Source organism: Flavobacterium sp. N1736, assembly GCF_025947065.1.
In the GTDB taxonomy this organism is placed as follows: Bacteria; Bacteroidota; Bacteroidia; order Flavobacteriales; family Flavobacteriaceae; genus Flavobacterium.
Map to the genome: position 1 here is coordinate 4,431,697 of NZ_CP109994.1, position 26,139 is coordinate 4,457,835.

21 protein-coding genes and 1 riboswitch are annotated in these 26,139 nt (G+C 33.0%); of the genes, 18 read left to right on the forward strand and 3 right to left on the reverse strand.

The genetic code is table 11. From position 1 onward, the window contains the following. Positions 1-70: 70 nt before the first annotated feature. Positions 71-2,308 (forward strand): hypothetical protein, encoded by a 2,238-nt coding sequence (locus OLM54_RS18820; RefSeq protein WP_264536086.1) that lies wholly within the window; start codon positions 71-73, stop codon positions 2,306-2,308. Positions 2,309-2,368: 60 nt separating this feature from the next. Here the strand turns inward: OLM54_RS18820 and OLM54_RS18825 are convergent, their stop codons facing one another. Beyond that, positions 2,369-4,147 (reverse strand): DUF4153 domain-containing protein, encoded by a 1,779-nt coding sequence (locus OLM54_RS18825; RefSeq protein WP_264536087.1) that lies wholly within the window; start codon positions 4,145-4,147, stop codon positions 2,369-2,371. Between the two features lie 158 nt (positions 4,148-4,305). Then, positions 4,306-5,556, reverse strand: coding sequence for a methionine adenosyltransferase (metK, locus tag OLM54_RS18830; protein ID WP_264536088.1), 1,251 nt, complete (start codon positions 5,554-5,556; stop codon positions 4,306-4,308). A 1,056-nt stretch (positions 5,557-6,612) separates the two neighbouring features. On the opposite strand from metK, the gene OLM54_RS18835 reads away from it, so the two are divergent. The 10 genes from OLM54_RS18835 to OLM54_RS18880 all read left to right on the forward strand — a co-directional run bounded on the left by OLM54_RS18835 (position 6,613) and on the right by OLM54_RS18880 (position 17,152). Then, entirely contained in the window at positions 6,613-6,798 is a 186-nt protein-coding gene (locus tag OLM54_RS18835; RefSeq protein WP_264536089.1) for a hypothetical protein, read from the forward strand. A gap of 70 nt (positions 6,799-6,868) precedes the next feature. Then, complete coding sequence (locus OLM54_RS18840; protein ID WP_264536090.1) at positions 6,869-8,173, forward strand: O-acetylhomoserine aminocarboxypropyltransferase/cysteine synthase family protein; 1,305 nt, start codon at positions 6,869-6,871, stop codon at positions 8,171-8,173. 138 nt (positions 8,174-8,311) lie between these two features. Then, positions 8,312-9,400, forward strand: a complete 1,089-nt coding sequence (locus OLM54_RS18845) for an aspartate kinase (protein ID WP_264536091.1) — start codon at positions 8,312-8,314, stop codon at positions 9,398-9,400. 622 nt (positions 9,401-10,022) lie between these two features. Continuing rightward, positions 10,023-10,223, forward strand: coding sequence for a hypothetical protein (locus OLM54_RS18850; RefSeq protein WP_264536092.1), 201 nt, complete (start codon positions 10,023-10,025; stop codon positions 10,221-10,223). Between the two features lie 188 nt (positions 10,224-10,411). Then, positions 10,412-10,519: riboswitch (SAM riboswitch) on the forward strand. Between the two features lie 79 nt (positions 10,520-10,598). Further along, on the forward strand, positions 10,599-11,582 hold the full coding sequence (locus tag OLM54_RS18855) for an alpha/beta fold hydrolase (RefSeq protein WP_264536093.1): 984 nt from the start codon (positions 10,599-10,601) through the stop codon (positions 11,580-11,582). 1 nt (position 11,583) lies between these two features. Further along, positions 11,584-13,998 carry a bifunctional aspartate kinase/homoserine dehydrogenase I gene (gene thrA / locus OLM54_RS18860; protein WP_264536094.1) on the forward strand — a complete coding sequence of 805 codons (2,415 nt, stop codon included), beginning with the start codon at positions 11,584-11,586 and terminating at the stop codon, positions 13,996-13,998. Between the two features lie 134 nt (positions 13,999-14,132). Continuing rightward, the gene (locus OLM54_RS18865) at positions 14,133-14,558 is read left to right on the forward strand and encodes an OsmC family protein (RefSeq protein WP_042566157.1); all 426 of its coding nucleotides are present in this window, start codon (positions 14,133-14,135) and stop codon (positions 14,556-14,558) included. Positions 14,559-14,700: 142 nt separating this feature from the next. Next, positions 14,701-15,873, forward strand: a complete 1,173-nt coding sequence (locus tag OLM54_RS18870; protein WP_264536095.1) for a trans-sulfuration enzyme family protein — start codon at positions 14,701-14,703, stop codon at positions 15,871-15,873. Between the two features lie 199 nt (positions 15,874-16,072). Next, entirely contained in the window at positions 16,073-16,582 is a 510-nt protein-coding gene (locus tag OLM54_RS18875; RefSeq protein ID WP_264536096.1) for an RDD family protein, read from the forward strand. 159 nt (positions 16,583-16,741) lie between these two features. Beyond that, positions 16,742-17,152, forward strand: a complete 411-nt coding sequence (locus OLM54_RS18880; protein WP_095928069.1) for an RrF2 family transcriptional regulator — start codon at positions 16,742-16,744, stop codon at positions 17,150-17,152. Positions 17,153-17,232: 80 nt separating this feature from the next. On the opposite strand, the gene OLM54_RS18885 is transcribed toward OLM54_RS18880, so the two are convergent. Beyond that, the gene (locus OLM54_RS18885; protein ID WP_264536097.1) at positions 17,233-18,015 is read right to left on the reverse strand and encodes a sulfite exporter TauE/SafE family protein; all 783 of its coding nucleotides are present in this window, start codon (positions 18,013-18,015) and stop codon (positions 17,233-17,235) included. A gap of 298 nt (positions 18,016-18,313) precedes the next feature. Here OLM54_RS18885 and OLM54_RS18890 point away from each other — a divergent pair, with 298 nt between their 5' ends. The 7 genes from OLM54_RS18890 (at position 18,314) to OLM54_RS18920 (ending at position 26,086) form a co-directional block, all read left to right on the forward strand. Beyond that, on the forward strand, positions 18,314-19,216 hold the full coding sequence (locus OLM54_RS18890) for a sulfite exporter TauE/SafE family protein (RefSeq protein ID WP_264536098.1): 903 nt from the start codon (positions 18,314-18,316) through the stop codon (positions 19,214-19,216). Between the two features lie 25 nt (positions 19,217-19,241). Next, positions 19,242-19,952 (forward strand): phosphoadenylyl-sulfate reductase, encoded by a 711-nt coding sequence (locus OLM54_RS18895; RefSeq protein WP_264536099.1) that lies wholly within the window; start codon positions 19,242-19,244, stop codon positions 19,950-19,952. 273 nt (positions 19,953-20,225) lie between these two features. Then, the gene (cysD, locus tag OLM54_RS18900; RefSeq protein ID WP_056190245.1) at positions 20,226-21,125 is read left to right on the forward strand and encodes a sulfate adenylyltransferase subunit CysD; all 900 of its coding nucleotides are present in this window, start codon (positions 20,226-20,228) and stop codon (positions 21,123-21,125) included. Between the two features lie 139 nt (positions 21,126-21,264). Beyond that, positions 21,265-22,509 carry a sulfate adenylyltransferase subunit 1 gene (locus OLM54_RS18905; protein ID WP_264536100.1) on the forward strand — a complete coding sequence of 415 codons (1,245 nt, stop codon included), beginning with the start codon at positions 21,265-21,267 and terminating at the stop codon, positions 22,507-22,509. A 94-nt stretch (positions 22,510-22,603) separates the two neighbouring features. After that, positions 22,604-24,694 (forward strand): nitrite reductase, encoded by a 2,091-nt coding sequence (locus OLM54_RS18910; protein ID WP_264536101.1) that lies wholly within the window; start codon positions 22,604-22,606, stop codon positions 24,692-24,694. Further along, positions 24,687-25,460, forward strand: coding sequence for a uroporphyrinogen-III C-methyltransferase (gene cobA / locus OLM54_RS18915; protein ID WP_264536102.1), 774 nt, complete (start codon positions 24,687-24,689; stop codon positions 25,458-25,460). Before OLM54_RS18910 ends, cobA begins: the two co-directional genes overlap by 8 nt. A 44-nt stretch (positions 25,461-25,504) precedes the next feature. After that, positions 25,505-26,086 (forward strand): bifunctional precorrin-2 dehydrogenase/sirohydrochlorin ferrochelatase, encoded by a 582-nt coding sequence (locus OLM54_RS18920; RefSeq protein WP_264536103.1) that lies wholly within the window; start codon positions 25,505-25,507, stop codon positions 26,084-26,086. Positions 26,087-26,139 lie beyond the last annotated feature (53 nt).

The following is a 26,139-nucleotide window of genomic DNA, read 5'->3' on the forward strand; positions in this document are numbered from 1 at the left end:
ATTTAACGTATTTGATTTCCATAATAATCGAATATCTTTACGCATAATATTAACCGCCAAAAATTAAATTATGCGCAATTTTATATGGAGTTTCTTAGTGTCTTTTTGTATAATATTTTCTTCTTTTTCTCAAACAAAAACAATAGAAAAAGGAACTTATATTTCTACCAATAAAGGACAAAAAATAAAATTAAACCTATTAGAAGATAATAAATACGAACTGGTTTTTTATACCGGCGAATACAAAATTAAGGGAGATTCGTTATTGTTTTTTCAAAAAGCAAAAGCAGAAAGCGCTTTTAATGTTGTTTTCAATAAAGGTAAAAAATCAGACAAAGTAAAAATCAAGTTTATAGATCCCTCTTATTATGCCTTTTATATAGGTACACAAAATGGTTCTGAGCCTGTTCAATATCAAAAAATTACTGATATTAGAACAAAAACAGATCCTGATTGGAAAGATCTGGATGTTGAATTTGAAATTGACAGAGCAGATTACGTATACTTTGTTTATGAAGGATATGAAACCGAAAGCCAGCTTTCGAAATTTGCTTTGCCAAAAGATGTTTCAGAAGTGACCGTAAAATACGAACTGGATGTTTTGGGCGATTTAAATATTGCAGGATTTTTGGACAAAAAAACAAACGAACTTAGAGTTTCTGAACAGGGAGGAAAAAATCCGTTAGTGTTTGTAAACGAAAAAGATGCTCAGCCGGAGAATACCACTTCAAAAGTTACGCCTCTTGAAAACGAAAAAATTTCAAAATGGACTTATCCCGGAAAAGAACCTTTGGTCGCAGATGATTTTGGAACAACAGATGTAACCGTAGATACTACCGCAATCGCATATCCGGTCTCTACATTTGATTTTAAATTTAAAATTGAAAACAATTTAAAAAGTGCGCTTGCAACAACAAAAACAGCAAAAAATAAATTTTTAGTTGTAAGTGTAGACAATAAAAATCCTAATGCTAAAGCTGATTTTAATGCTTTTTTGAAAGATACGGAAGCACAAGTTGGTTACAGCATGTACAACGGTTATGATGCCCAATTTGATGTTTTTAACTATTATCCGGCTACAGCCGATGATAAAAAATGGTTGAAAACAAATAAAATTGCAGATGATCCAAGTGTCGTTGTTTTAAATAGTGATGGCGATATTTTAGCTACTGCAAAAGCTAGTTTATTAGACAAAAAATCAGAGTTAAGTTATTATGATAGTTTCTATAAGAGTTTACAAATAACAGATGCATTCTACGCATTTAATAAAGTACAGAAAAATAAAAAAGCATCAGATGCTGATTTAGTTTCGGCTTTTTATAAAGCAGCTGCAACCGAATTGCCTTATGATTATCATTACGAAGAAGATTCAACGTATGCTAATGATGTTACCTATTTTAAATATACTAAGGTTGGTTTAAATAAAAAAGAGGTTTCTCAAATTTGGAAAAAGTTAATCGAAGCACATCAAAAAGATACAAAACCAAACCGATATTTAGTAGAAACTATTTTGAAAGAAATTAAAAATCAAGGTTTTTACAAACATTTTTTTAATGAAGACAGAATATTAAATGATACTGATTTTCTTGCCATTGATTATTTGCTAAAGCATTATGATGCGATACAAATAATGAATACAGAAAATGAACAAGGCGAAGCAATTGCGATGTATATGGGCAGTTTAAGTACTGAAATCTCATCATCATTACAGCAAAACACTTATATTTCGCAAGAAGGTATTGAGGGAAGTGCAAATCAGGATAAAATAATTAGTGTTTACAAAAAACTGATCGCTTCCGGAAAAGGCGATTACGATTGTTACAAAAATTATTTTACTTTTTTAACAACAGAAAGTGAGAAAAGTAACGACGATACGGCTCTTATAAAAGAATTTAATGCTTATTTTGAGAAATTTTTATCTACTGAAAAAGGAAATGCAATTCAGCGATTAGATGAAATGTACGCTACAATTAATCCTGAATTTGAGTACAATTACGGAGGCTGGAATGCTTTTAAAGAATATCATTCTAATTTAGCGAATTCTGTGGCTTGGCAGGTAACATTAAAACCTGAAAACGCGAGTTACATAAAAGCGGCTATAAATTGGTCTGAATACAGTTTGGTTATAACTAAAAACAATCCTTATTATTTAGATACTTTGGGTCAGTTGTATTATAAAGACGGACAAAAAGAAAAAGCAATTGCAACGCAAACGCTGGCAGTAAAGTTTTTAGATAAAAATATTGAAGAACAAACCGCTATGGAAATTCGAGAAACATTAACCAAAATGCAAAACGGAACTTATTAGTAATTCTTTTTTATAAATAGTAAACCCGACAGATTTTAAAATCTGTCGGGTTTCTTTTTTTTATTTTTTAATGCCAACCATAACTTTTATCTGGTAATTTTCTAATATTTTTTTCTTGTTTTTAATCTTACCATTCGCATTTATATACGTTAATAAAATAGTATACTTGGAGTTGTCGATTTTTTGTTCAATTTTTTTAGTCGAATTAGAATAATCATTTTTAAAACTTGAAGTTGCATTGACAAAATCATTTATTTTAAGAGGAATTATTTCCTGATTGATCTGTAAATCCTGACCATAATCTTTCTCTTTTGATTGTATTGAATACGATACATTATTTATATCGATACAGTTATTACATTCAAAAGCATTGTTTTTAGATAAAGTAAATGTAAAATCATAGCCATGAATGTTTTCTACGGCATCATCATTGTTTTCGTAGAAATAATAATTAAAAGAATCATTTAAATCTTCTTTTCTGTCGTATTCAGATCTGTATTCAAACCCTAGGCTTTTCATAATTTCACCCGAACCAGGATCTTTGTCTTGTTTATAAAGAGCGTCTAATTTCTTGTGAGCGTAAGGAAGCAGAACTTCAAAACCATAATTGCGTTCTAAAAAATCTACAATACTGCTTAATTCCTGTTCTTCTTCAAACGTTAGTTTTGTACCATCCGTCTTCTGCATATAATTTTCAAAACGAGATAACTGACTGTATTTTGAAACAGAATTAGCGCTTTGCGGACCAACAATAGAAAACAATCCCGCCAAACACATACTTATAGGAATGAATTTTATTTTAGGATGTTTTTGAATTAAAAAATACCCAACAACAACCGCAAGCCAAATCGACAATAGTAAAACGTAATAACGCTCATGCGTAAATCCGTAAAGATTAATTCGGTATAAAATCGCCCAAAATAACAATCCCAATAATGGAATTAATAAATAGTAAAACCAGCGATTGAATGTTCGCATCCAGAGATTTCCGTTTTCATTTGCAATAGGATGAACCAGTAAAAAAGAAAGAATTCCGGTAATAGCAAAGGCTAAAACAAGATAAGAAACCCAGCCAATAGGCAACGAAAGCGTAACAAGTATTTTAGCTTCATAACAAATCAAAATCACCAGATAAAGACTTATTAAAGGCAATAAAACATATTGTGTAAAATTTTTAAGTCCTTTTGGGTAATTTAACTGAAGAGGAATTTCATCATTATTAATCTCAGGAACACCGTTTAAGAAGAAAATAGTATTGAAAATTCCAGTAATACTGAAAAAGATATAGAGATAAATATTATTGTAAAACTCAAAATTAAATAGTTTTTCGACAGCTAAAATAGCCAAAGCCAAACCACAATACAAAACAATGCTATATAAACCAGAGGTTAAAATTCTAATGAAAAGCTGTTTGTTGAATTCCCAAAATTCTTCCTGATTGTATTTTTTTGGTAAAAAAGCGGCAAATGAAACCAATAAATGTAACGCGATATTGAGAACAAAAAACTGCTGAAATTCGACATCAGAAATTCTTTCCCTAAAACCAGAGATAAAAGCGACAACTAATAATCCGAGAATTAAACTTGTAGTAAATCGTAAGATTTTCTTTTTGTTCGAACTAATAAAAAACAAACTAATCGAAAGAAACAAAACGAGGCATAGAGAAGAACTCATTAAAGCTTTTTCGTAAAAATGTTTGTTGGGATTATTGTATTCTAACTCATTAAGAACAATGGCGAAAATGGTTCCTAAAATGGTTGTAATGGTTTCGAGAGGAAATCTAAAAACTGTTTTTTGTATCGCGTTTAATACGTTTTGTAAAGAAGGAAGTTTGCTCATTTTTGGTTGATTAATTTAGCATTAAAGAAAAGCAAATGCAATCTAATAACCAAATAAAAACCCCGAAGTCTAAACGAATAGAAATCGGGGTACTATAAGTAAGATTAAAAAGAAATTGACTGAGAAGTCTAAAAATTAATAATCGTTTGAATTAAAAATTAAAGTCCGAATGCAGCTTTTACTTTGTCTACAAAATCAAGTTTTTCCCAAGTAAACAATTCTACAGTAACTGTTTTTGAATGTCCGCCCGGAGCAGAAAAAGTTTTAGTTACAACTTCTGGTTTACGTCCCATGTGTCCGTAAGCAGCAGTTTCGCTGTAAATAGGATTTCTTAATTTTAAACGCTGTTCAATAAAGTAAGGACGCATATCAAATAACTCCTCTACTTTTTTAGCAATTTCACCGTTAGTTAAATTTACTTTAGAAGTTCCGTAAGTATCAATGAAAATACCCATTGGTTCAGCAACTCCAATTGCGTAAGAAACCTGTACTAAAATTTCGTCAGCTACACCAGCAGCAACTAAATTTTTAGCGATATGGCGTGTTGCATAAGCAGCACTTCTGTCTACTTTACTTGGATCTTTTCCTGAGAAAGCACCACCACCGTGAGCACCTTTTCCACCGTAAGTATCAACAATGATTTTTCTTCCTGTTAAACCAGTATCACCGTGAGGACCACCAATTACGAATTTTCCGGTTGGGTTAATATGGTAGTTGATTTTATCATTGAATAAATGAGCGTGCGCCGGATTTTTTGCAATGATTCTTGGAATCAAAATTTCGATAATATCTTTTTTGATTTTAGCCAGCATTGTAGCTTCTTCATCAAAATCATCGTGTTGAGTCGAGATTACAATCGCATCAATACGAGTTGGTTTGTTATCATCGCTATATTCTAAAGTAACCTGAGATTTAGCATCCGGACGTAAATAAGTAATTTCCTTATTTTCACGTCTTAAAATTGCTAATTCCTGTAATAATTTATGAGATAAATCAAGAGCCAATGGCATGTAGTTCTCAGTTTCGTTAGTTGCGTAACCAAACATCATTCCCTGATCTCCTGCACCTTGTTCTTCTGGCTTAGCTCTGTCTACACCTTGATTAATATCAGCAGATTGTTCGTGAATTGCTGATAAAATTCCACAAGAATTTGCCTCAAACATATACTCGCTTTTTGTATATCCAATTTTACGGATTACATCACGCGCAATTTGCTGCACATCAAGATAGGTATTCGATTTAACTTCTCCGGCCAAAATAACCTGACCAGTTGTAACTAAAGTTTCACATGCTACTTTTGAGTCAGCATCAAATGCTAAGAAGTTATCAATTAATGCATCCGAAATTTGATCTGCAACTTTGTCTGGATGACCTTCACTAACAGATTCTGACGTAAATAAATAAGCCATAATAATGTATTAAATTAAAATTAAGCGAGGAAAATAATTGCTGAAAATGCTAAAGGAGAATTCCTGCTTTAGCATTTTTTACTACTGAAATCAATCTTTCAGTATTCATAATGAACCGTTTCATTATGAAGAGGTTGCAATCAGTTCAAATTTTTCCTCTGTATTCGGGTGCAAAGGTATAAAACCATTTTGATTTGCAAATTAAAGTTGAACTTTTTTTATTTTTCTAAACAGAAATTTAACATATCATACTAATTTGATAGGCTAATAGAAATTATTTCTGTTTTTTGTTTGGTCAATTAAAAAATAGTTTGCAAATTTGCCTCACAAATAAAAAAGAAAAAATGAAATTAACTGTTTGCAATATGTCTTGTATGATGCCGGAAGCCTCCGCAGAGACACTATTGTAGTTTTTTTTCAAAAATATATATAGAACCTCTGCAAACTGCAGAGGTTTTTTTTTGCTCAAAAACGAAACCAATTAAAAACCACTTTAATCAAAATAATAATCAAAGAGAAAAAGGAATAAAAAGATATAGCATTAATAGTAGGTCTTTTAATGTTTTTTGAAATTGATACAGGAAGATTTGGTTTTGTAAGATTAAGTTTCAAGTTCTAAAGTTTATAATACAACCAGGTCACAGATTAAAAGAATCAAACAGAGTAAACACAGATTTTTTAATCATTTTTCTTAATCTGTGGCTAACTTTTTTATAAAATTAAAAGGCTATTTAAAAGCCAGTAAATACAGGGTTTTCTTCAGATTAAGAAACTTTTTAATGTTAAATGTTATTTTTTAATTTGGTGGTTCTAAAAATATTTATTATATTTACTCTATCGAACTAGTAGAGTTTAAAAAAAGAATTAATTTTAAATAAAAAGAAAATGAAAACAATAGCGAATAATATGATGGTATGCTGTGAGATGATGCAAATGTGCATCCAAATTCGTTGTTGCCAAAAGTAAAAGAGAGAATCTTTGTTATAGTTAAACTATAAGCCCTTTTGGTCGCCATCCGAAAGGGTTTTTTTATTTCAACATCTTAAAATTTAAATCATGAATACATTAGATATAAATACAATCGCATTTCAATATTTATTGAGAACAGGTTCTCAAAAAAATAATATTGCTGAAGAATCAATAAGCGAAGCTTTACAATATAATCCGGAACACTATATGAAAACTCAAAAATCATTACTGTTTCAGATGTATGAGCTTGAAGAAGAAGGCTCTTTTCTTTAAATCAATTTCAAAATTCAATTTTAATAACAATATATAATAGTAGTATAAATAACTAAAAAATTAAGAAATCATGAGCACACAAAAATTTGCAACAAACGCACTACACGCAGGACACGACGTAACTAAAAACGGAAGCACAAGAGCAGTACCAATTTACCAAACATCATCGTATGTATTTAATAACGCAGATCATGCTGCCAATTTATTTGGTCTTGCCGAAGCAGGATTTATTTACACCCGATTAAATAATCCAACAAACGATGTTTTAGAACAGCGACTGGCCGCGCTTGAAGGCGGAATCGCAGCTGTTGTTACAGCATCCGGAGCATCGGCAATTGCAACAACTTTCCTGACTTTGCTAAAAGCCGGAGACCATATTGTAGCGTCAAACAGTTTATACGGCGGAACTTATAATTTATTAAAAGTAACATTGCCGCGTTTAGGAATTACAACAACATTTGTTGATCCTTCAAAAGCAGAAAACTTCACAAAAGCAGCAAAAGAAAATACAAGAGCTTTCTTTGTAGAATCGTTGGGAAACCCAAAATTAGATGTTCTTGATTTGAAAGCAATTTCGGCAGAAGCCAAAAAATTTAAAGTGCCTTTTATTGTAGATAATACAGTTGCGACTTCTTATTTATTAAAGCCAATTGAACACGGTGCTAATATTGTCATTCACTCATTGACCAAATATATTGCCGGAAACGGTACTTCATTAGGAGGCGCCATTATCGACGCCGGGACTTTTGACTGGTCTAACGGAAAATTTCCTGAATTTACAGAACCTTCTGCAGGATATCACGGTTTAGTGTATCATGAAGCTTTAGGAAACGCAGCTTTTATTGCAAAAGCAAGAATTGAAGGATTACGTGATTTTGGTTCCGCTTTAAGCCCTTTTAATGCTTTTCAGATTATTCAGGGATTAGAAACTTTGCCAATCCGAATTAAAAAACACAGCGAAAATGCTTTGGCTCTTGCCGAATGGTTAGAGAAACAAGATGAGGTGGTTTGGGTGAATTATCCGGGTTTAAAAACCAATAAATATTATGATTTAGCCAAACAATATCTTCCGGAAGGACAAAGCGGAATTATCACTTTTGGATTAAAAGGCGGTTTTGATGCAGCTAAAAAAGTAGTCGACCAAACGAAATTATTTTCACTATTGGCAAATATTGGCGACACAAAATCATTAATAATCCATCCGGCAAGTACCACGCATCAGCAATTAACAGATGCTGAACAATTAGAAACCGGAGTTTCAAAAGATTTAATCCGACTTTCTGTTGGAATTGAAGATATCGAAGATTTAATCGCCGATTTAAAAACGGTTTTTGCAAGCGTGACACAATCACAATATAGCATTAATAAGAATTAGGTTTTTTTGTTTTTTGTTTGAAAAATTGCCTTTAGTAATGTGAGTTTTACTAAAGGTGATTTTTTATGATAAAAAAATCCAGCATAAAAATTTAACCATAATATATATGGTTCAAATAACCCCAATAAATTAAAAATTATGTCAAAGCTTAAAATAAATATTATCCTTTTCGGAATTGGAAATATCGGCAGCACATTAATTAATCAGATTATAGAAAGCCAGGAATTTTTTCTGCAAAGCAAAAACATCGACTTTCATTTTCCGATTATTACCAATTCTACAGTTGCCTTTTTTGAAAAAGAAGGCGTTGGATATGCCTGGGAAACCAATTTTGTGCAATTGGCGGTTCCTTTTAAAGTAGAAGATATCGTAGAATTTGCGAAAGAAAATGAATTTGAAAATTTGATTGCTGTTGATGCTACAGCGAGCGACGAATTAATAAGTCATTATAATACGTTGATTCAAAACGGATTTAATATTGTGGCGGTAAATAAAAAAGCCAATACGCTGCCCATTGATCTTTACAAAGAAATAAGAGAGAATCTTAAAAAATACGACAAAGAGTTTTTGTATGAAACATCCGTAGATACAGGATTTCCGGTTTTGCAGACTTTAAGAGATTTATACTATTCCGGAGAAAAAATAACCAAAATACGAGGTGTTTTCGCTGATAATCTAAGTTATGTTTTTAATCGATTTTCAAATGAAGAAACTACTTTTTCTTCTGTTTTAAAAGATGCCAGTTTATTAGGATTGATGCGTTCTACTTTTAAAGAAGATTTATCCGGAAATGATACGGCCAAAAAACTGTTGATTTTGACCAGAGAAATAGGAAAGGATTTTGAACTCTCGGATATTAAAATTAATTCTCTTATTAAGGAAGAACATTTAGAGAAAAACGGTATCCTTAATAAAGAAGCTATCGACAGACATTTTAAAATTGCAAAAATCACCCAGGCCGATAATCATGTACTGCGATATGTAGGAGAATTTGATGTGGAGAAAAATACATTAGAGGTAAAATTGGTTTCGGAGTCGGCAGCATCAGCAATTGGACAACTGAAAGGTTCGGATACAATTTTTGAAATTTACACAAAATCGTATGCCGATGTTCCAATCGTAATTCAAAGCGCTTCGGCTTGTAAACAGGCAATTTCAAGAGGAATTATAACCGATATTTTAAAAATTGCCGAAAAAATTAAAAATAAAGAAGCAGTTTGGCTTTAATGCCAAATAAAAAAATGCTTTTTAATGTTCTTTGATAAACTGATTTGTGGAAATAATAAGGTACAAATTGACTTTTTGTAAGTTTTTACATTGTTTTTGTGTAACAAAAAATTTGTAAGATGTTTTATATCGTCAAAAAGTGTTTTTTTGTCGGATTTTCGTATTAATTTATTGTTTTTTATTTGCGTAATTAAAATAATATTCCCATATTTGTTAAACCCAAAAGCTACTAAATCAATGAACTTAAATGTCTATAAAATGTTTTGCGCCATTTCGGTTAAAACCGTTGGGATGTCTTTTGCTTAAATTGTAAGAAAACAATAAAAATATATAGCAAAAGCCTCCCGATAATTTTTGGAGGCTTTTTAATTTTATACTAAAATGCAAGAATTTAAATTAATAAATAAATCACAGATGAATAAGTCCCTACAGATGAACCAAAAGTTCACTGTCGCATTTATTTGCGTATGCGTCTGTTGATACTAAAAAGTATATGAGTTTGAAAAACTTAAACCCTTTTGGTATCACGTCCAAAAGGGTTTTTTTATTTCATTTAACGTCTTAACAAATTAATAAACGAATAGTAAACATAATAAAACACAACAAACTAAAACATAATATCATGAGTACATTAAAATACATCAGCAAAACATTTTCAACATTGAAAAACAGAAGTAAAAGAAACAATCCGCCGCCGCCAAAAAATGAATTGATTCATCCAAGGTTCGGGATAACAGAAACGGACAAAATCGAAGAGAAAAAAGAACCAAACTCTTTATTGTTTTTGATGTACTCAAAAGAAAATGAAACGCTTTTTATTTAAATCGAAAAGCATCATAAAATAGGGGAAAACCTGCTTAATTTTACTGGGCAAATCGTTCGGTAATTTTTTGCGTACAATAGTTTTAGTTTGAATTATGTTTAAGAAATTGAGCAATCAGTTTCGATAAAATTTGTTTGTTTAAGAAATTAGTAGTTAATTTGCACCTTTAAGTTCAAAAACGTATTGAAATGTTATAAAGAAAGGACGAGGGATTAGACCCGATGAATCCTTAGCAACCCTTCGGTAAAGCGAAGAAGGTGCTGCATTCTACCACGCCCAACGTGGAAAGATAACAACAAGAATTTTTCTAGTTTCATACTAGTTTTTTCTTTCTAATATTTCCAGATACAAATCAATAATACAACAGATTTGAAATTGGAAAATATACCAAACCCTATCAGCATACAAAATTTCACCACCGAAAATGGTGCACTTTACCATTCGTTACCTTTAAGTTTTACCCTTTCTGGTTTGCCATTACATAGCGCGCCTATTGTTTTGGTGAATCACGCTTTGACAGGAAATGCTCAGGTGACCGGCGAAAATGGCTGGTGGAACGACTTAATTGGTGAAGAAAAAACAATTGATTCCAACAGATATACCATACTGGCATTCAACGTTCCCGGCAACGGAACAGATGCGTTTATTATAGAAAATTACCAGGATTTTACCACCAGAGATATTGCCCGAATCTTTTTAGAAGGCGTTAAAGCTTTAAATATTGCACAGGTTTATGCCATTATTGGCGGTTCTGTAGGTGGCGGAATTGCTTGGGAAATGCTTGCTTTAGAACCTAATATTACTCAGAATTTAATACCAATTGCAACAGACTGGAAATCGACAGACTGGATGATTGCCAATTGTTTCCTGCAGGAACAAATCCTTAATAATTCATCAAAACCAATTGAAGATGCCAGAATTCATGCCATGTTATGTTACAGATCTCCGGAATCATTCAAAGAAAAATTTCAAAGAACTGTCAACGAAAACCTTTCTGTTTTTAATATAGAAAGCTGGCTGGCACATCACGGAGATAAATTGCAAAAAAGATATCAATTGGCATCTTATAAATTAATGAACCAATTGCTAAAAACCATAGATATTACAAGAAACAGCGAAAATTTCGAATGCTTACTAGCAAAAACAGATGCCGCAATTCATATTATCGGAATCAATTCTGATTTGTTTTTTACGGCAAAAGAAAATAAAGAAACCTATCAGGAGTTAAAAAAGTTTAAAGACAATGTTTTTTACAGCGAAATAGATTCAGTTCACGGGCATGACGCTTTTTTAATAGAGTACAAACAATTAGATCATTTACTTGCCGATATTTTTAAGGCAGAAACAATAGCAAAATAAAATGAAAATATTAAAATTTGGAGGTAAATCATTATCAAACGGAGAAGGACTTAATAAAGTTGTCTCAATTATTTCAGATAAAGTAAATCAGGGCGAAAACATTGCCGTTGTAGTTTCGGCTCGCGGAAACGCTACAGATGAATTAGAATACATTTTAAAAATTGCCGCCAAAAACGGAAATTACAAACCCTTATTTGAAAACTTTAAAATCTATCAGGTTTCTGATTATCCACAAGTTGATTTATCCGAAGAATTTACCATTCTGGAAAAACTTTTTGAAGGCGTAAGCCTAATTGGCGATTACAGCAACAAAATTAAAGATCAGATTTTATCTAAAGGCGAATTGCTTTCGGCTAAATTATTGACCGCTATTTTGAAAGAAAAAGGAATTCCGGCAAATTTTGTTGATTCAAGAGAATTACTAAAAACCGATTCTAAATTTGGTGATGCACAGCCTTTAGAACAACTTTCGAAGAAAAACGTAATCAATTATTTTAAAGAACATAACGGTTCTACAGTAAATATTGTAACCGGTTTTATTGGTTCAAACAACAATAACGACACGACAACTTTAGGCAGAAACGGCAGTAATTATACCGCTTCGTTAATTGCGAATTACCTGAATGCCGAAGAATTACAAAACTTTACGCATGTTGACGGAATTTATACAGCAAATCCTGATTTGGTTGCCGATGCTAAAAAAATCGAATTTCTTTCGTTTAACGAAGCAAACGAATTAGCCAATTTTGGAGCAACAATTCTGCATGCAAAAACGATTATTCCTTTATTGGAAAAAAATATTCCGCTTCGTATTTTAAACACATTCAATCACGAAAATCGCGGTACATTAATTACTTCTGATTCTACAAAAGAAGGAATTAAAACACTTTCTGTTTTAGAAAATGTGTCTCTGGTAAATCTTGAAGGCCGCGGATTACTTGGAAAAGCCGGTGTCGATGCCCGAATTTTTAAAGTAATGGGCGATCATAATATCAGTGTAAGCATTATTTCGCAAGGTTCTTCAGAAAGAGGAATTGGACTTGTTGTAGCAACAGATAAAGCTACATTAGCAATGGTTGAATTAGAAAAAGAGTTCGAAAACGACTTTTATTCTAAAGATGTAAACCAGATTACAGTAACAGATAATGTATCAGTAATTTCGATTATTGGTCAGGATTTAAGTACTTTCCACAAACCATACACCGCATTAATTAAAAATAAAATTATTCCAATATTGTTTAACAATACCGTTACGGGTAAAAACGTGAGTTTGGTTGTTAAAAAATCGGAGCTTAATAAAGCTTTAAACGTAATTCACGGAGAGATTTTTGGAGTTTCTAAAAAAATCAATATTGCTATTATTGGTCACGGTTTAGTGGGCGGAACTTTAATCAATCAAATTTTAGAATCGGCTGCAGCCATCGAAAAAAGAAAAGATGTTCGCCTGAATGTTTTTGCAATTGCCAATTCTAAAAAGTTACTTTTAAATAAAAATGGCGTAAATTCAAACTGGAAAACAGAAATTGAAAAAGAAGGACTTCCTTATACCATTCAGGATATTATAGCCTATGCAAATCAGCATCATTTAGAGAACTTAATTGCGATTGATAATACGGCAAGTGCTTCATTCGTAGAAAATTATATTCCGTTGGTAGAAAGCAGTTTCGATTTGATTTCTTCTAATAAAGTAGCCAATACACTGAGTTATGGTTTTTATAAGGAATTGAGGAAAGCTTTGACAGAAAACCAAAAGAATTATTTGTATGAAACCAATGTTGGAGCCGGTTTACCATTAATTGATACGATAAAATTATTGCATCTTTCGGGTGAAAATATCACAAAAATAAAAGGAGTTTTCTCTGGAACTTTGAGCTATTTATTTAATAATTTCTCTGCAAAAGATGTTCCGTTTAGTGAGATTTTGAAAGAAGCAATTGATAACGGATACACAGAACCGGATCCGCGTGAGGATTTATGCGGAAATGACGTGGGAAGAAAATTATTGATTTTAGCCAGAGAACTTGATTTGCAAAATGAGTTTGAAGAAATCTCAATTCAGAATTTAATTCCGGAACATTTACGTGAAGGAAATGTTTCAGATTTCTTAACGAAACTAAAAGAATTCGATCCAATTTATGAGAAAATAAAAGCCGATCAAAAGCCAAATCACGTATTACGATATATTGGTGAATTGTCTGGAGATTTGCAAAATGACAAAGGAAATCTTGAAGTAAAATTAGTTTCTGTTCCTTCAGACACTGCTCTTGGCGGATTGAAAGGTTCAGATTCTTTCTTCGAAATTTATACAGAATCTTACGGAGATCGTCCAATTGTAATTCAGGGAGCCGGTGCAGGTTCTGCTGTAACTGCGAGAGGAGTATTTGGAGATATTTTAAGATTGTCAGATAAAGAGTAAAAAGTCTAGTCGTCATTGCGAGGAACGAAGCAATCACATTTGCAAAATCAAGCTTTGTGTAATTGTTAGTGAGGTTGCTTCATTCCTCGCAATGACAAGAATAAAACAACAAACAATAAAACAACAACAACACAATGAAAGTAACCTTAAACAGAGTAAACGACGCTTTTCATTTTAAACTTAAAAATGAACGCGGACATGTAGTCGATGTTGATAGCAGAGCCGAATTTGGCGGAAGCGATTTAGGTGCAAGTCCAATGGAATTAGTATTAATGGGCGTTGCGGGATGCAGTGCAATTGATATGATTTCGATTTTGAAAAAGCAACGTCAGGAAATAACATCATTTAATGCTGAGGTAGAAGGCGAGCGCGTACAAGTTGACGAAGCAAAACCTTTTAAAGAAATCAATGTCGTTTTTTATTTAGAAGGCGATATTAATCCTGAAAAAGCACAACGCGCAGCACAGCTTTCTTTCGAGAAATATTGCTCAGTTGCCAAAACGGTTGAACCAACAGCAACCATCAAATACAAAGTTGTATTGAATAACGAAGCGTTATAAGAATTAGAAAATTAGTCAATTAGAAAATTAGATAATTTTTATGTTGACTTAAAACTCACTATCGTTTCGATTTTAAAGTCGGGTTTTTATCTACCGAAAAAACTTGGAACTTGAAACTTGAAACAAAAAAAACAAAAGTAAAATGAACGAACAAGAATTTGGTTTTGAAACACAAGCCATACGCACACATCTGGAAAAAACACAATTTCAGGAACATTCAACTCCATTGTATTTATCATCAAGTTTTGTATTTGAAGACGCAGAAGATATGAGAGCGTCTTTTACAGAAGAAAAAGTACGCAACATTTATTCTCGTTTTAGCAACCCAAATACAACTGAGTTTGTAGATAAGGTTTGTGCTATGGAAGGTGCCGAAGCAGGTTATGCATTTGCAACCGGAATGGCTGCTATATATTCTACTTTTGCCGCATTACTGGATTCAGGCGATCATATTGTGTCTGCCGGAAGCGTTTTTGGATCTACTCACGCGTTGTTTATGACGTATTTTCCAAAATGGAATATTGAAACAACTTATTTTGATATCAATAAACCGGAAACAATAGAAAGTTTTATCAAACCAAACACAAAAATTTTATACGCAGAAACACCAACAAATCCTGGTGTTGATGTTGTTGATTTAGAATTGTTGGGTCAAATTGCAAAAAAGCACAATTTGATATTAATAATAGACAATTGTTTCGCTACGCCATACATACAGCAGCCTATTAAATATGGTGCACATTTGGTAATTCATTCAGCAACAAAATTAATTGACGGTCAAGGGCGTGTTTTAGGAGGAGTTGCAGTTGGAGAAGCTGAATTAATTCGTAAAATATATTTGTTTTCAAGAAATACCGGACCGGCAATGTCACCATTTAATGCATGGGTTTTGTCAAAAAGTTTAGAAACTCTGGCTGTTCGTGTTGATAAACATTGTGAAAATGCATTAAAAGTGGCTGAGTTTTTAGAAAATCATCCTAATGTAGAAAGCGTGAAATATCCGTTTTTAAAATCGCATCCAAAATATGAGATCGCCAAAAAACAAATGCTTTTAGGAGGAAATATTATTGCAATTGAAATTAAAGGCGGTATAGAAGCAGGAAGAAAATTTTTGGATAAAATTAAATTGTGCTCACTTTCTGCAAATATTGGAGACGTAAAAACTATTGTAACGCATCCTGCATCAACAACACATAGTAAATTGTCTGCTGAAGAAAAACTTGCAGTTGGAATTACCGAAGGTTTAGTACGTGTTTCTGTAGGTTTAGAGACTGTAAAAGATATTATCGCTGATTTAGATCAGGCGCTTTCTTAAATAAATTTTAGACTTTAGATTTCTCATTTTAAATTGTTAGAAATCTATAAAGCAAGTTATAAATAACGATTTTTGACTGTAATTCTATTACTGTTAAAAATCGTTATTCTATTTTGTAATTGTTTGGTTAAAAAGTATATTTTTGTTTGGATTAAAATTAAATACTATTAATAATCATAAACTTAAAACCAAACCAAACATGAGTAACTCTACTTACATTCTTGATGACAAATTATTAGTTTCAGGCGGACAAAGATTTCTTAATTATCTTTTGGATAATGTTTTTGTTTTAGCGTTAATCTTTCTTTTAGCTGTTTTTTTAGCATTTTTCGGAACTCTTTTAGGATTCGATGGATTAATTAGCTGGATGGATAACATTGGTGATTTAGAAGGAAGAATTCTTTTTGTTGTTTTTACAATCATTTATTACACCGTTACCGAAGGTTTGTTCGGAAGATCTTTGGCGAAGCTAATTACAGGTACAATTGTAGTGGATGAAAATGGTGAAAAACCTGATTTTGGAACTATTCTTAAAAGAAGCTTATGCAGAATAATTCCTTTTGATGGACTTTCGTTTTTAGGAAGTTCAGGAAGAGGCTGGCATGATACAATGTCTGATACTTATGTAGTGAATAAAAAAGCTTTAGATGAAGAAGTGAAAACATTTCATGAATTTAAACTAATTGGTGTTCAGGAGATAGAAGCGTAAATAAGAATTACGAAGTAATTTGATGGGTAAGGTAGAATTTAAATTCCATATTGTTATTATTCTCATATAAAAAGCATATTTTTGTTGCAGAAAAACATACAGTTTGTAGATTTGGATCAGAAATCTAAAATCTAACTCAACAATCTAAAATTTATATACGTGCTTTCAAAGAAAACAAAATACGGAATTAAAGCTCTTACCTATTTAGCCAGACGTGAAAATAACGATCCTGTACAAATTGCTGAAATTGCCAAAAGCGAACATATTTCGATTAAATTTTTGGAAAGTATTTTATTATTACTCAGAAATTCCGGGTTTCTTGGTGCTAAAAAAGGAAAAGGCGGAGGTTATTACCTAATAAAAGATCCAAAAGATATCAGCATGGCCAAAGTATATCGTATTCTCGAAGGTCCAATTGCATTGCTGCCTTGCGCGAGTCATAATTTTTATGAAAGATGCGATGATTGCGATGATGAATCTACCTGCGCAGCAAGACGTTTAATGACAGAAGTTCGTGATAATACACTTAAAATATTAGAAAGTAATTCATTGGCAGATATTGCATTTTAGCAAATTCTTAAAAACAATAAAAAAGACCTTTTCGTTTAAATGAAAAGGTCTTTTTGTTTATAAAATAATTGAATTTTCGGTTAAAAAATCAATTTATATCCGGCAATAAAAAGCATTACAGCAATGGCGTTTCTCAGAAATAAATCGGGTACTTTTCCACTTAACATACTTCCTATAAAAATTCCCGGAAGTGATCCCATTAATAATTGACCTAACAAAACTAAATCCAGATTTCCCATAGACGCATGTCCAATTCCGGCAACAAGAGTTAACGGAACAGCGTGTGCAATTTCAGTTCCAACCAAACGAGGCGTTGGTAAAAGCGGATAAAGAAAAAACAAAGTAACCGTGCCTAAAGCTCCGGCACCAATAGAAGTTAAAGTTACTGTTGCGCCTAACAAAACTCCAATTCCGATAGTTAACATGTTTTGTGTGTGACTCTCGCTATGAAATTTATCTCCGGCATGTTTTTGAGAATATATCAGTAATCTTTTCTTAAACAAAATAGCTACAGATGTAAAAAGTAATGCCCAGCCCAAACTGTATTTTATTACAGCATTTATTGTAGAGATATCTGTTTTAATACTATTTAAAATCCATAAAGTAGCTAAAGCTGCCGGAACGCTGCCTAAAGTTAGCCAACCGGTAATAGACCAGTTTATATTGCCTTTTCTATGATGTACAAATACGCCTCCCATTTTGGTAAAAGCTGCATATAATAAATCAGTACCAACTGCTGTTGTTGGAGGGATGCCAAACCACAATAAAATAGGAGTCATTAAAGAACCGCCGCCAACGCCTGTTAAACCAACCACAAAACCAACTACTAAACCCGCAACTACAAGACCAATCTGAAAATCCATAAAAAAAATTTGGCATAAAAGTAATAACAATTTTATAATTATCCTATGGAAATGGTAGACTTTGAAATCTTGTTTATAAACCAAATATTTTTTGTTTCAAAACGATAAAATATAATCTTATTTGTTAAATAAAGGTATAGAAGTTTTAAATATCTCGTTATAGTATAATTAATAGGCTATTAGCGGATTAAAAAAATAAAAATATTGTTTTGATATTTAGAAATAAGTAGTATTTTTGCAATGTAATCTACTAAGCCGATAGGGTAATAGGTTTTAAATCAAAAAGGGACATAGAAATATGGAAAGAGAGCTGAAAATAAATAGCGTTGATGTTAAGTCTGACACGTCGATAAAAGAAAAATTATGGGTTATAATACCTGTTGTTTTACTTATTGGATTGTTAAGTACTTTAATCTACAATCATTATGCTGAATTTTCGTGGAATGGTTTTGTTTCGGGATTTAATCAGGAATTTTTAGTTTTTTTCTTAATTGGAATTTTTGCTCAGTTAGTAGACGGAACTTTAGGAATGGGTTATGGAGCAACTTCAACGTCATTTTTATTGGCTTATGGAGTTCCCCCGGTTGTAAGCAGTACAGCAGTTCACGTATCTGAAATGTTTACAACAGGAGCATCGGCACTTTCTCATCACCGCTTTGGGAATATCAATAAAAAACTGGTAAAACATTTGTTGATTCCAGGGGTTTTAGGTTCGATAACGGGCGCTTATTTATTGGCAGATGTTATTAATGGAGATATTATCAAGCCATTTATAGCAGTTTACATGATTATTTTGGCGGTTATTATTATCAAAAAAGCGCTGAAAAAAACAATTATAAAAAAGAAAACTAAAAAACTAAGCTTTTTGGCTGTTTTTGGAGGATTTATGGATTCAGTTGGTGGCGGTGGCTGGGGTCCAATTGTGACTTCAACATTGTTAGGAAGAGGAAGAAATCCGAGATATACAATTGGTTCTGTTAATGCAGCCGAGTTTGCGATTTCATTTGCAAGTGGAATCACTTTTATGCTTTTTGGAGGAATTCACGGTTGGCAGGTTATTATAGGTTTGATTTTAGGAGGCGTAATTGCCGCGCCACTTGGAGCTTATCTGGTAAATAAAATCAAAAGAAAACCAATGATGATTGCAGTTGGAATTTTAATTATATTATTGAGTTTAAAAACATTATCTAAATTATTGTAATCGATTTTTTAGGGAGGAAGAGAATATGAGTGCACCAATTATAGAATCATTATTAGATATAACAAAAGATCTTTCGCTGGATGAAACATTAGTTTTTTTAGCAAAGGAATTTCCGGGAAAAGTAACTTTTTCTACTTCTTTTGGTCAGGAAGATCAGGTAATTACAGATTTTATTGCAAAAAGTAATCAGGACATTACCATTTTTACATTAGATACCGGAAGATTATTTCAGGAAACTTATGATGTTTTTCATAAAACATTAAAAAAGTACAAAAAACAAATAGAAGTTTATTTTCCAGAAGCAACAGCGGTAGAAAGTTTACTGAAACAAAAAGGCCCAAACAGTTTTTATGAATCGGTAGAAAATAGAAAAGAATGCTGTTTTATTCGAAAAGTAGTTCCGTTGAGAAAAGCTTTAGCAGGAAATTCAGTTTGGATAACAGGTTTAAGAGCAGAACAATCAGAAAACAGACAAGATTTAAATTTGTTTGAATACGACGGAGGTTTCGAAATCATCAAATTTAACCCGTTATTAAAATGGACTTTAGAAGAAGTTGAAACTTATCTTTCAGAAAACAATGTTCCTCAAAATGCTTTGCACAAACAAGGTTTCGTAAGTATAGGATGTGCGCCATGTACAAGAGCAATTTTCCCAGGTGAAGATATAAGAGCCGGAAGATGGTGGTGGGAATCAAGTCATAAGGAATGTGGTTTGCATAGTGCTAAGAAAGAGTAGTTAGAAGCTAGAGGCAAGAGAATAGAATAAAGAATATAGATTCAAGACAATAGATTTAAAGTTCCGGAGGAACGATTCATATTGTAGCGTCGTCCCGAGGCTTCGGGATTAACCCGATGGATGATGATAGCAAGATTCCGAGGCTTCGGGATTAACCCGATGAATGAGGAACAAAAAAAACAAACAAAAAAACAGAATAACGATAGTTTAAGATTTTAGGCAAGGTTGAACAACCTGAAACCTAAAACCTGAAACTTGAAACAAAAAAACACAATGAGTTCAGTATTAAAAACAAACGCTTTAGAGAGTGAAGCGATATACATTTTCAGAGAAGTAATTTCGCAATTTGACAAACCTGTTTTACTTTTTTCTGGAGGAAAAGATTCTATAACATTAGTGCGTTTAGCGCAAAAAGCATTTTTTCCTGCTAAGATTCCGTTTCCTCTTTTGCATGTTGATACGGGACATAATTTTCCTGAAACAATTGCTTTCAGAGATAAATTGGTTGAGGAACTAGGATTAGAATTAATCGTTCGTAATGTTCAGGATGCTATTGATGAAGGAAAAGTAGTTGAAGAAACTGGAAAATATTCCAGTAGAAACAGCTTGCAAACGATCACACTTTTAGATGCAATTGAAGAATTTAAGTTTGATGCTTGTATTGGTGGAGCGCGTCGTGATGAAGAAAAAGCAAGAGCAAAGGAACGTATTTTTTCAGTTCGTGATGACTTTGGTCAATGGGATGAAAAAAATCAACGTCCGGAGTTATTTGATATTTTGAACGGAAAAATAGAGAATGGTCAAAACGTTCGTGTTTTTCCAATTTCAAACTGGACAGAATTAGATGTTTGGAGTTATATCGAAAAAGAACACATCGAAATTCCGTCAATCTATTTTTCACATAAAAGAAAAGTTTTTTTGAGAGACGGTTTAATCTGGTCACATTCTCCTTATGTGTATCAGGAAGAAGACGAACAAATCGAAGAAAGGATTGTTCGTTTCAGAACCGTTGGAGATATGAGTTGTACCGCTGCTGTTGAATCGTATGCAGCAACAATCCAGGAAGTTGTTGGAGAAATCAGAACTTCAACTATTTCAGAAAGAGGAGCCAGAATTGATGACAAACGCTCCGAAGCTGCAATGGAAAAGAGAAAGCAACAAGGGTATTTTTAATTTTTGGTAAGAAGTTAAAAGTTAGATGTTAGAAGTTGATTGTAAGAGATCAACAACAGAAATTACAATTCAAAAAAACATACAGATTTATAAGTTTCGAAAGAACATGAAACTTTAAACCTGAAACAAATATTACAGAATGGAAGTTTTAAAAATAGCAACAGCAGGAAGTGTAGATGACGGAAAAAGTACTTTGATCGGGAGATTATTGTATGATACAAAATCATTGACGACTGATAAAATAGAAGCAATCGAAAAAAGCAGCAAACAAAAAGGATATGATTATCTGGATTTCTCATTGGCAACTGATGGTTTGGTAGCAGAGAGAGAACAAGGAATCACGATTGACGTTGCGCATATTTATTTTTCGACTGCAAAGAAAAGTTACATTATTGCCGATACTCCGGGGCACGTAGAATATACCAGAAACATGGTTACAGGAGCTTCGACTTCTCAGGTTTCTATTATTCTAATTGATGCCAGAAAAGGAGTAATTGAGCAAACATACCGTCACTTTTTTATCAATAATTTATTGAGAGTAAAAGAGGTAATTGTAGCAATCAACAAAATGGATTTAGTTGATTATTCTGAAGAAGTTTACAATAAAATCAAAGCCGATTTTCAGGCATTAAATGCTAAAAGCACTTTCAAGGAACAAAACGTAAGTTATATTCCGTTGAGTGCAATCAATGGCGGAAATGTGGTTGATCAATCTAAAGATATGCCTTGGTACACAGGTCAAACGGTGTTAGAACACTTAGAAGGATTACATTCTTCAGATGTTTTTGAAACAGGAAAAGCACGTTTTCCGGTTCAGACGGTGATTCGCCCAAAGACCGAAGAATATCATGATTTTAGAGGTTACGCCGGAAAATTATACGGAAACTCAATTAAAGTTGGAGATGCTGTAACCGTTTTGCCTTCTTTAACAGAATCTAAAGTATCAAAAATTCATTTTTTCGATAAACAATATGATGAAGCCGTTGCAGGTTCTTCTATTACAATTGAATTAGAAAATGATATCAATGTAACAAGAGGCGATATGATTGTAAAATCATCAGAACTTCCAAAAATTGAAAAAGAAATAACCACAACAGTTTGCTGGATGGACAGCAAGAAACTGGTTGCAGGTACAAAATATATCGTGCAACACAACACAAATTCAGTTTTGGCAAAAGTAGAAAGCATCAAAAATACAATCTCAACAGATTATTCCGGAACGAAAGAAGCATCGCAATTAGCCATAAACGAAATTGGAGAAGTAAGCATCAAGTTAAGCAAGCCTTTATATTTTGATGCCTATAACGACAATAAATCAAACGGAGCTTTTATCTTAATTGATACAGCAACGAACACAACAGCAGGAGTAGGATTCATTCGATAAATGCATTAGGCTTTAAGCAATAAGCCTTGAGCAAAAAACACAAAGTTTAAAAAAGCCTAGAGCGTACAGCTTAAAGCCTAAAGCGAAATAAAAAATGGAAAGTTTTAGAACAGAAATAGAAAATCCGATAGTTCAGAAAGAGATTATCGACTTAGAAAAAAAGATTCATTTATTCCGTGGAGGAAAAATTGATGATGAGCGTTTTCGTAGTCTTCGTTTAGCGCGTGGAATTTACGGACAACGTCAGGAAGGCGTTCAAATGATTCGTATTAAATTGCCTTACGGTAAAGTAACCAGCGAACAATTGGTGCGTATTACTAAAGTTTCTGATGAATATTCTACCGGGCGTTTGCACATTACAACGCGTCAGGATATACAAATTCACTACGTAAGTCTGGACAGAACTCCTGAACTTTGGGCAAATTTGGCCAAAGACGATGTTACGTTGCGTGAAGCTTGTGGAAACACAGTTCGTAACATTACAGGAAGCGAATTGGCAGGTGTAGATGTAAACGAACCATTTGATGTTTCGCCTTACGCACATGCTTTATTTCAATATTTGTTAAGAAACCCAATTTGTCAGGAAATGGGACGTAAATTCAAAATTTCGTTCTCATCTTCAGATGAAGATACCGCTTTGAGTTATTTGCACGATTTAGGATTTATTCCGAAAGTTGTTGATGGCGTTCGTGGATTCAAAATTATGTTTGGTGGAGGTTTAGGTTCGCAGCCGGCTCATGCTGAATTGCTTTCAGAGTTTGTTCCGGCGAATCAAATTATCCCAACGGCAGAAGGAATCATCCGTATTTTTGACAGATATGGCGAACGTGCAAAAAGAATGAAAGCACGTATGAAATTCTTAATCAAAGAAATGGGTAGAGATGTTTTCCTTGATTTAGTTGAAAAAGAAAAAAAAGCAATCGCTTTTGAAACTTACGAAATTGACACAACTGCTTTTGACGGACCAATTGCTGAACCATTATTGCAAGCTCCGGAAGTTACAATTGAAGATACTGCGGCTTATGAAGCGTGGAAAAAATCGAATGTAATTGCTCAAAAACAAGCAGGTTATTATGCTATTGGGATCAAAGTTTTATTAGGAGATTTTTATACTGATAAAGCCAGATTATTAGCAGCTTTGATTAAAAATTATGCAGCAAATGAATTACGTTTTTCATTGCGTCAAAATATTGTAATACGTCACGTAAAAGAGGAGAATTTACCCTTCTTTTATCAGGAATTAGCCAAGTTGGACTTTGTGCATTTAGGATATAATTCTACAGCAGATATTACAGCATGTCCGGGAACTGATACTTGCAATTTGGGGATTGCAAGTAGTACCGGAATTGCAGAAGAACTAGAAAAAGTTTTAAATGCAGAATATCCTCAATATTTAAACAATCGCGAAATTGAGATTAAAATTTCGGGTTGTATGAACGCTTGCGGACAACACAATATGTCGGCAATTGGTTTTCAGGGAATGTCAATAAATTCAGGAAAATTAGTGGCTCCGGCTTTGCAGGTTTTACTTGGTGGAGGAAGATTAGGAAACGGTGCAGGACGTTTTGCAGATAAAGTAATCAAAATTCCAAGCCGTAGAGGACCGGATGCTTTGCGTACTATTTTAAATGATTTTGATAAAAATGCAAACGGAGAAAAATTCCTAAATTATTACGATCTTAAAGGAGAGAAATATTTCTATGAAATTTTAAAACCTTTCGCAGACGTAACTAATTTAACCGAAGCTGATTTCGTAGATTGGGGTAATGCAGATAACTACGTAAAAGCAGTTGGAGTTGGGGAATGTGCTGGTGTAGTGATCGATTTAGTAGCGACTTTATTATTAGAAGCCAAAGATAAATTGACTTTTGCACAAGAATCATTCGACGAAAATAAATGGTCAGATGCAATTTATCATGCTTATGCAGGATTTGTAAACGGTGCAAAAGCGTTGTTGCTTTCAGAAAACGAAAAAACAAATAATCACGCAGGAATTGTTGATTTATTTGACACTGTTTTCATTGCAACTGATAAAATTCAATTACCAACAACATTCAGAGAATTGGTATATCAAATCAATCAAAATGAACCAACTGAAGAATTTGCAAAAGCATACATTCAACAAGGAATTTCATTTTTTGATACCATTGAAAAATACAGAGCTCAAGAATTAGCAAATGCTTAATATCAAACCCAAAGTAACTTTAGTTGGAGCAGGTCCGGGCGATCCCGATTTGCTTACACTGAAAGCCGTAAAAGCACTAGCTGAAGCTAATGTGGTTTTGTACGATGCCTTGGCTAATGAAGAAATATTGGCTCATGCTCCTAAAAATGCTATCCGAATTTTTGTTGGAAAAAAAATAGGCAATCACGCGTACACGCAAGATCAAATTAATCAGCTGATTGTTGATAATGCATTAACTTACGGAAATGTTGTGCGTTTAAAAGGTGGAGATCCATTTATTTTTGGACGCGGAAGCGAAGAAATAGAATTTGTAGAAAGCTTCGGAATCGAGACGTTTGTAATTCCTGGAATCTCATCTGTAGTAGCAGTTCCGGCAAGTCAGGGAATTTCGATTACTAAAAGAGGAGTTTCAGAAAGCTTTTGGGCAATTACAGGAACAACTTCTGACAGGAAATTATCTTCAGATGTGGCTTTGGCAGCACAATCATCGGCGACAGTTGTTATTTTGATGGGAATGCACAAATTGCCTCAAATTATTGATTTGTTTCAAAAAGAAGATAAAGGAGATTTACCCGTTGCGATTATTCAAAACGGAACAACAGCGGATGAAAAAGTAGGCGTTGGAACAGTAGATTCGATTTTAGAAGTTGTAAAACAGCAAAAGTTAAGTTCACCAGCGATTATTGTCCTCGGAAATGTGGTTCGCGAAAGCAATAAATTAAAGGGGTTTTACGAAGAATTTCTATCAAAAGAAATCGTTCGATAGTAATGAAAAATCATCTAATTTTGATTGGATGAAAAAAAATTAAAATGGAACAAAATGAATTATATCCAATATTTTTAAAACTTCACAATCTGAATGTTTTGATTGTGGGCGGAGGAAATGTTGGCTTAGAAAAGCTTTCTTTTTTATTAAAGTCGAGCCCAAATGCTAATGTTGAGGTTGTAGCAAAAGATTTTCATCTTGAGATTAAAATTCTGGCTGAAAATCATCCTTCGATTACATTAACACAATCGAAGTTTAAAAAGAAAATGCTCAAAAAACGCAACATGGTAATCGCATGTACCGATGATTTAAAAGTCAATAAAAAGGTATATGATTTATCCCGAAAGCGTTATTTGATTTGCAATATTGCCGATACGCCTGATTTATGTGATTATTATTTAGGCGGAATCGTAACAAAAGGAAATGTAAAAATTGCCATTTCGACCAATGGAAAATCTCCAACAACAGCCAAAAGACTGAGAGAGTTTTTTGAAGAAGTAATTCCGGAGGATATCAATAAAATGGTCGAAAACCTCAATGAATACAGGAAAACATTGAAAGGCGATTTTGAAGACAAGGTTAAAAAGATGAACGAAATCACCGCATCATTAAAAAATAAAGAGTAAAAAAATTCGCAAAGGAATGAAATGATAAAAATCATTGAAATTAGAATAAATTA

Excerpts from the sequence above, each read along its gene's own strand:
- OLM54_RS18865 (WP_042566157.1), top strand. The coding sequence starts at position 14,133 with ATGAAAGTAACCTTAAACAGAGTAAACGACGCTTTTCATTTTAAACTT.
- metK (WP_264536088.1), bottom strand. The coding sequence starts at position 5,556 with ATGGCTTATTTATTTACGTCAGAATCTGTTAGTGAAGGTCATCCAGAC.
- OLM54_RS18875 (WP_264536096.1), top strand. The coding sequence starts at position 16,073 with ATGAGTAACTCTACTTACATTCTTGATGACAAATTATTAGTTTCAGGC.
- OLM54_RS18910 (WP_264536101.1), top strand. The coding sequence starts at position 22,604 with ATGGAAAGTTTTAGAACAGAAATAGAAAATCCGATAGTTCAGAAAGAG.
- OLM54_RS18840 (WP_264536090.1), top strand. The coding sequence starts at position 6,869 with ATGAGCACACAAAAATTTGCAACAAACGCACTACACGCAGGACACGAC.
- OLM54_RS18905 (WP_264536100.1), top strand. The coding sequence starts at position 21,265 with ATGGAAGTTTTAAAAATAGCAACAGCAGGAAGTGTAGATGACGGAAAA.
- OLM54_RS18920 (WP_264536103.1), top strand. The coding sequence starts at position 25,505 with ATGGAACAAAATGAATTATATCCAATATTTTTAAAACTTCACAATCTG.
- OLM54_RS18895 (WP_264536099.1), top strand. The coding sequence starts at position 19,242 with ATGAGTGCACCAATTATAGAATCATTATTAGATATAACAAAAGATCTT.
- OLM54_RS18885 (WP_264536097.1), bottom strand. The coding sequence starts at position 18,015 with ATGGATTTTCAGATTGGTCTTGTAGTTGCGGGTTTAGTAGTTGGTTTT.
- OLM54_RS18835 (WP_264536089.1), top strand. The coding sequence starts at position 6,613 with ATGAATACATTAGATATAAATACAATCGCATTTCAATATTTATTGAGA.
- OLM54_RS18845 (WP_264536091.1), top strand. The coding sequence starts at position 8,312 with ATGTCAAAGCTTAAAATAAATATTATCCTTTTCGGAATTGGAAATATC.
- OLM54_RS18825 (WP_264536087.1), bottom strand. The coding sequence starts at position 4,147 with ATGAGCAAACTTCCTTCTTTACAAAACGTATTAAACGCGATACAAAAA.
- OLM54_RS18870 (WP_264536095.1), top strand. The coding sequence starts at position 14,701 with ATGAACGAACAAGAATTTGGTTTTGAAACACAAGCCATACGCACACAT.
- OLM54_RS18820 (WP_264536086.1), top strand. The coding sequence starts at position 71 with ATGCGCAATTTTATATGGAGTTTCTTAGTGTCTTTTTGTATAATATTT.
- cobA (WP_264536102.1), top strand. The coding sequence starts at position 24,687 with ATGCTTAATATCAAACCCAAAGTAACTTTAGTTGGAGCAGGTCCGGGC.
- thrA (WP_264536094.1), top strand. The coding sequence starts at position 11,584 with ATGAAAATATTAAAATTTGGAGGTAAATCATTATCAAACGGAGAAGGA.
- cysD (WP_056190245.1), top strand. The coding sequence starts at position 20,226 with ATGAGTTCAGTATTAAAAACAAACGCTTTAGAGAGTGAAGCGATATAC.
- OLM54_RS18850 (WP_264536092.1), top strand. The coding sequence starts at position 10,023 with ATGAGTACATTAAAATACATCAGCAAAACATTTTCAACATTGAAAAAC.
- OLM54_RS18890 (WP_264536098.1), top strand. The coding sequence starts at position 18,314 with ATGGAAAGAGAGCTGAAAATAAATAGCGTTGATGTTAAGTCTGACACG.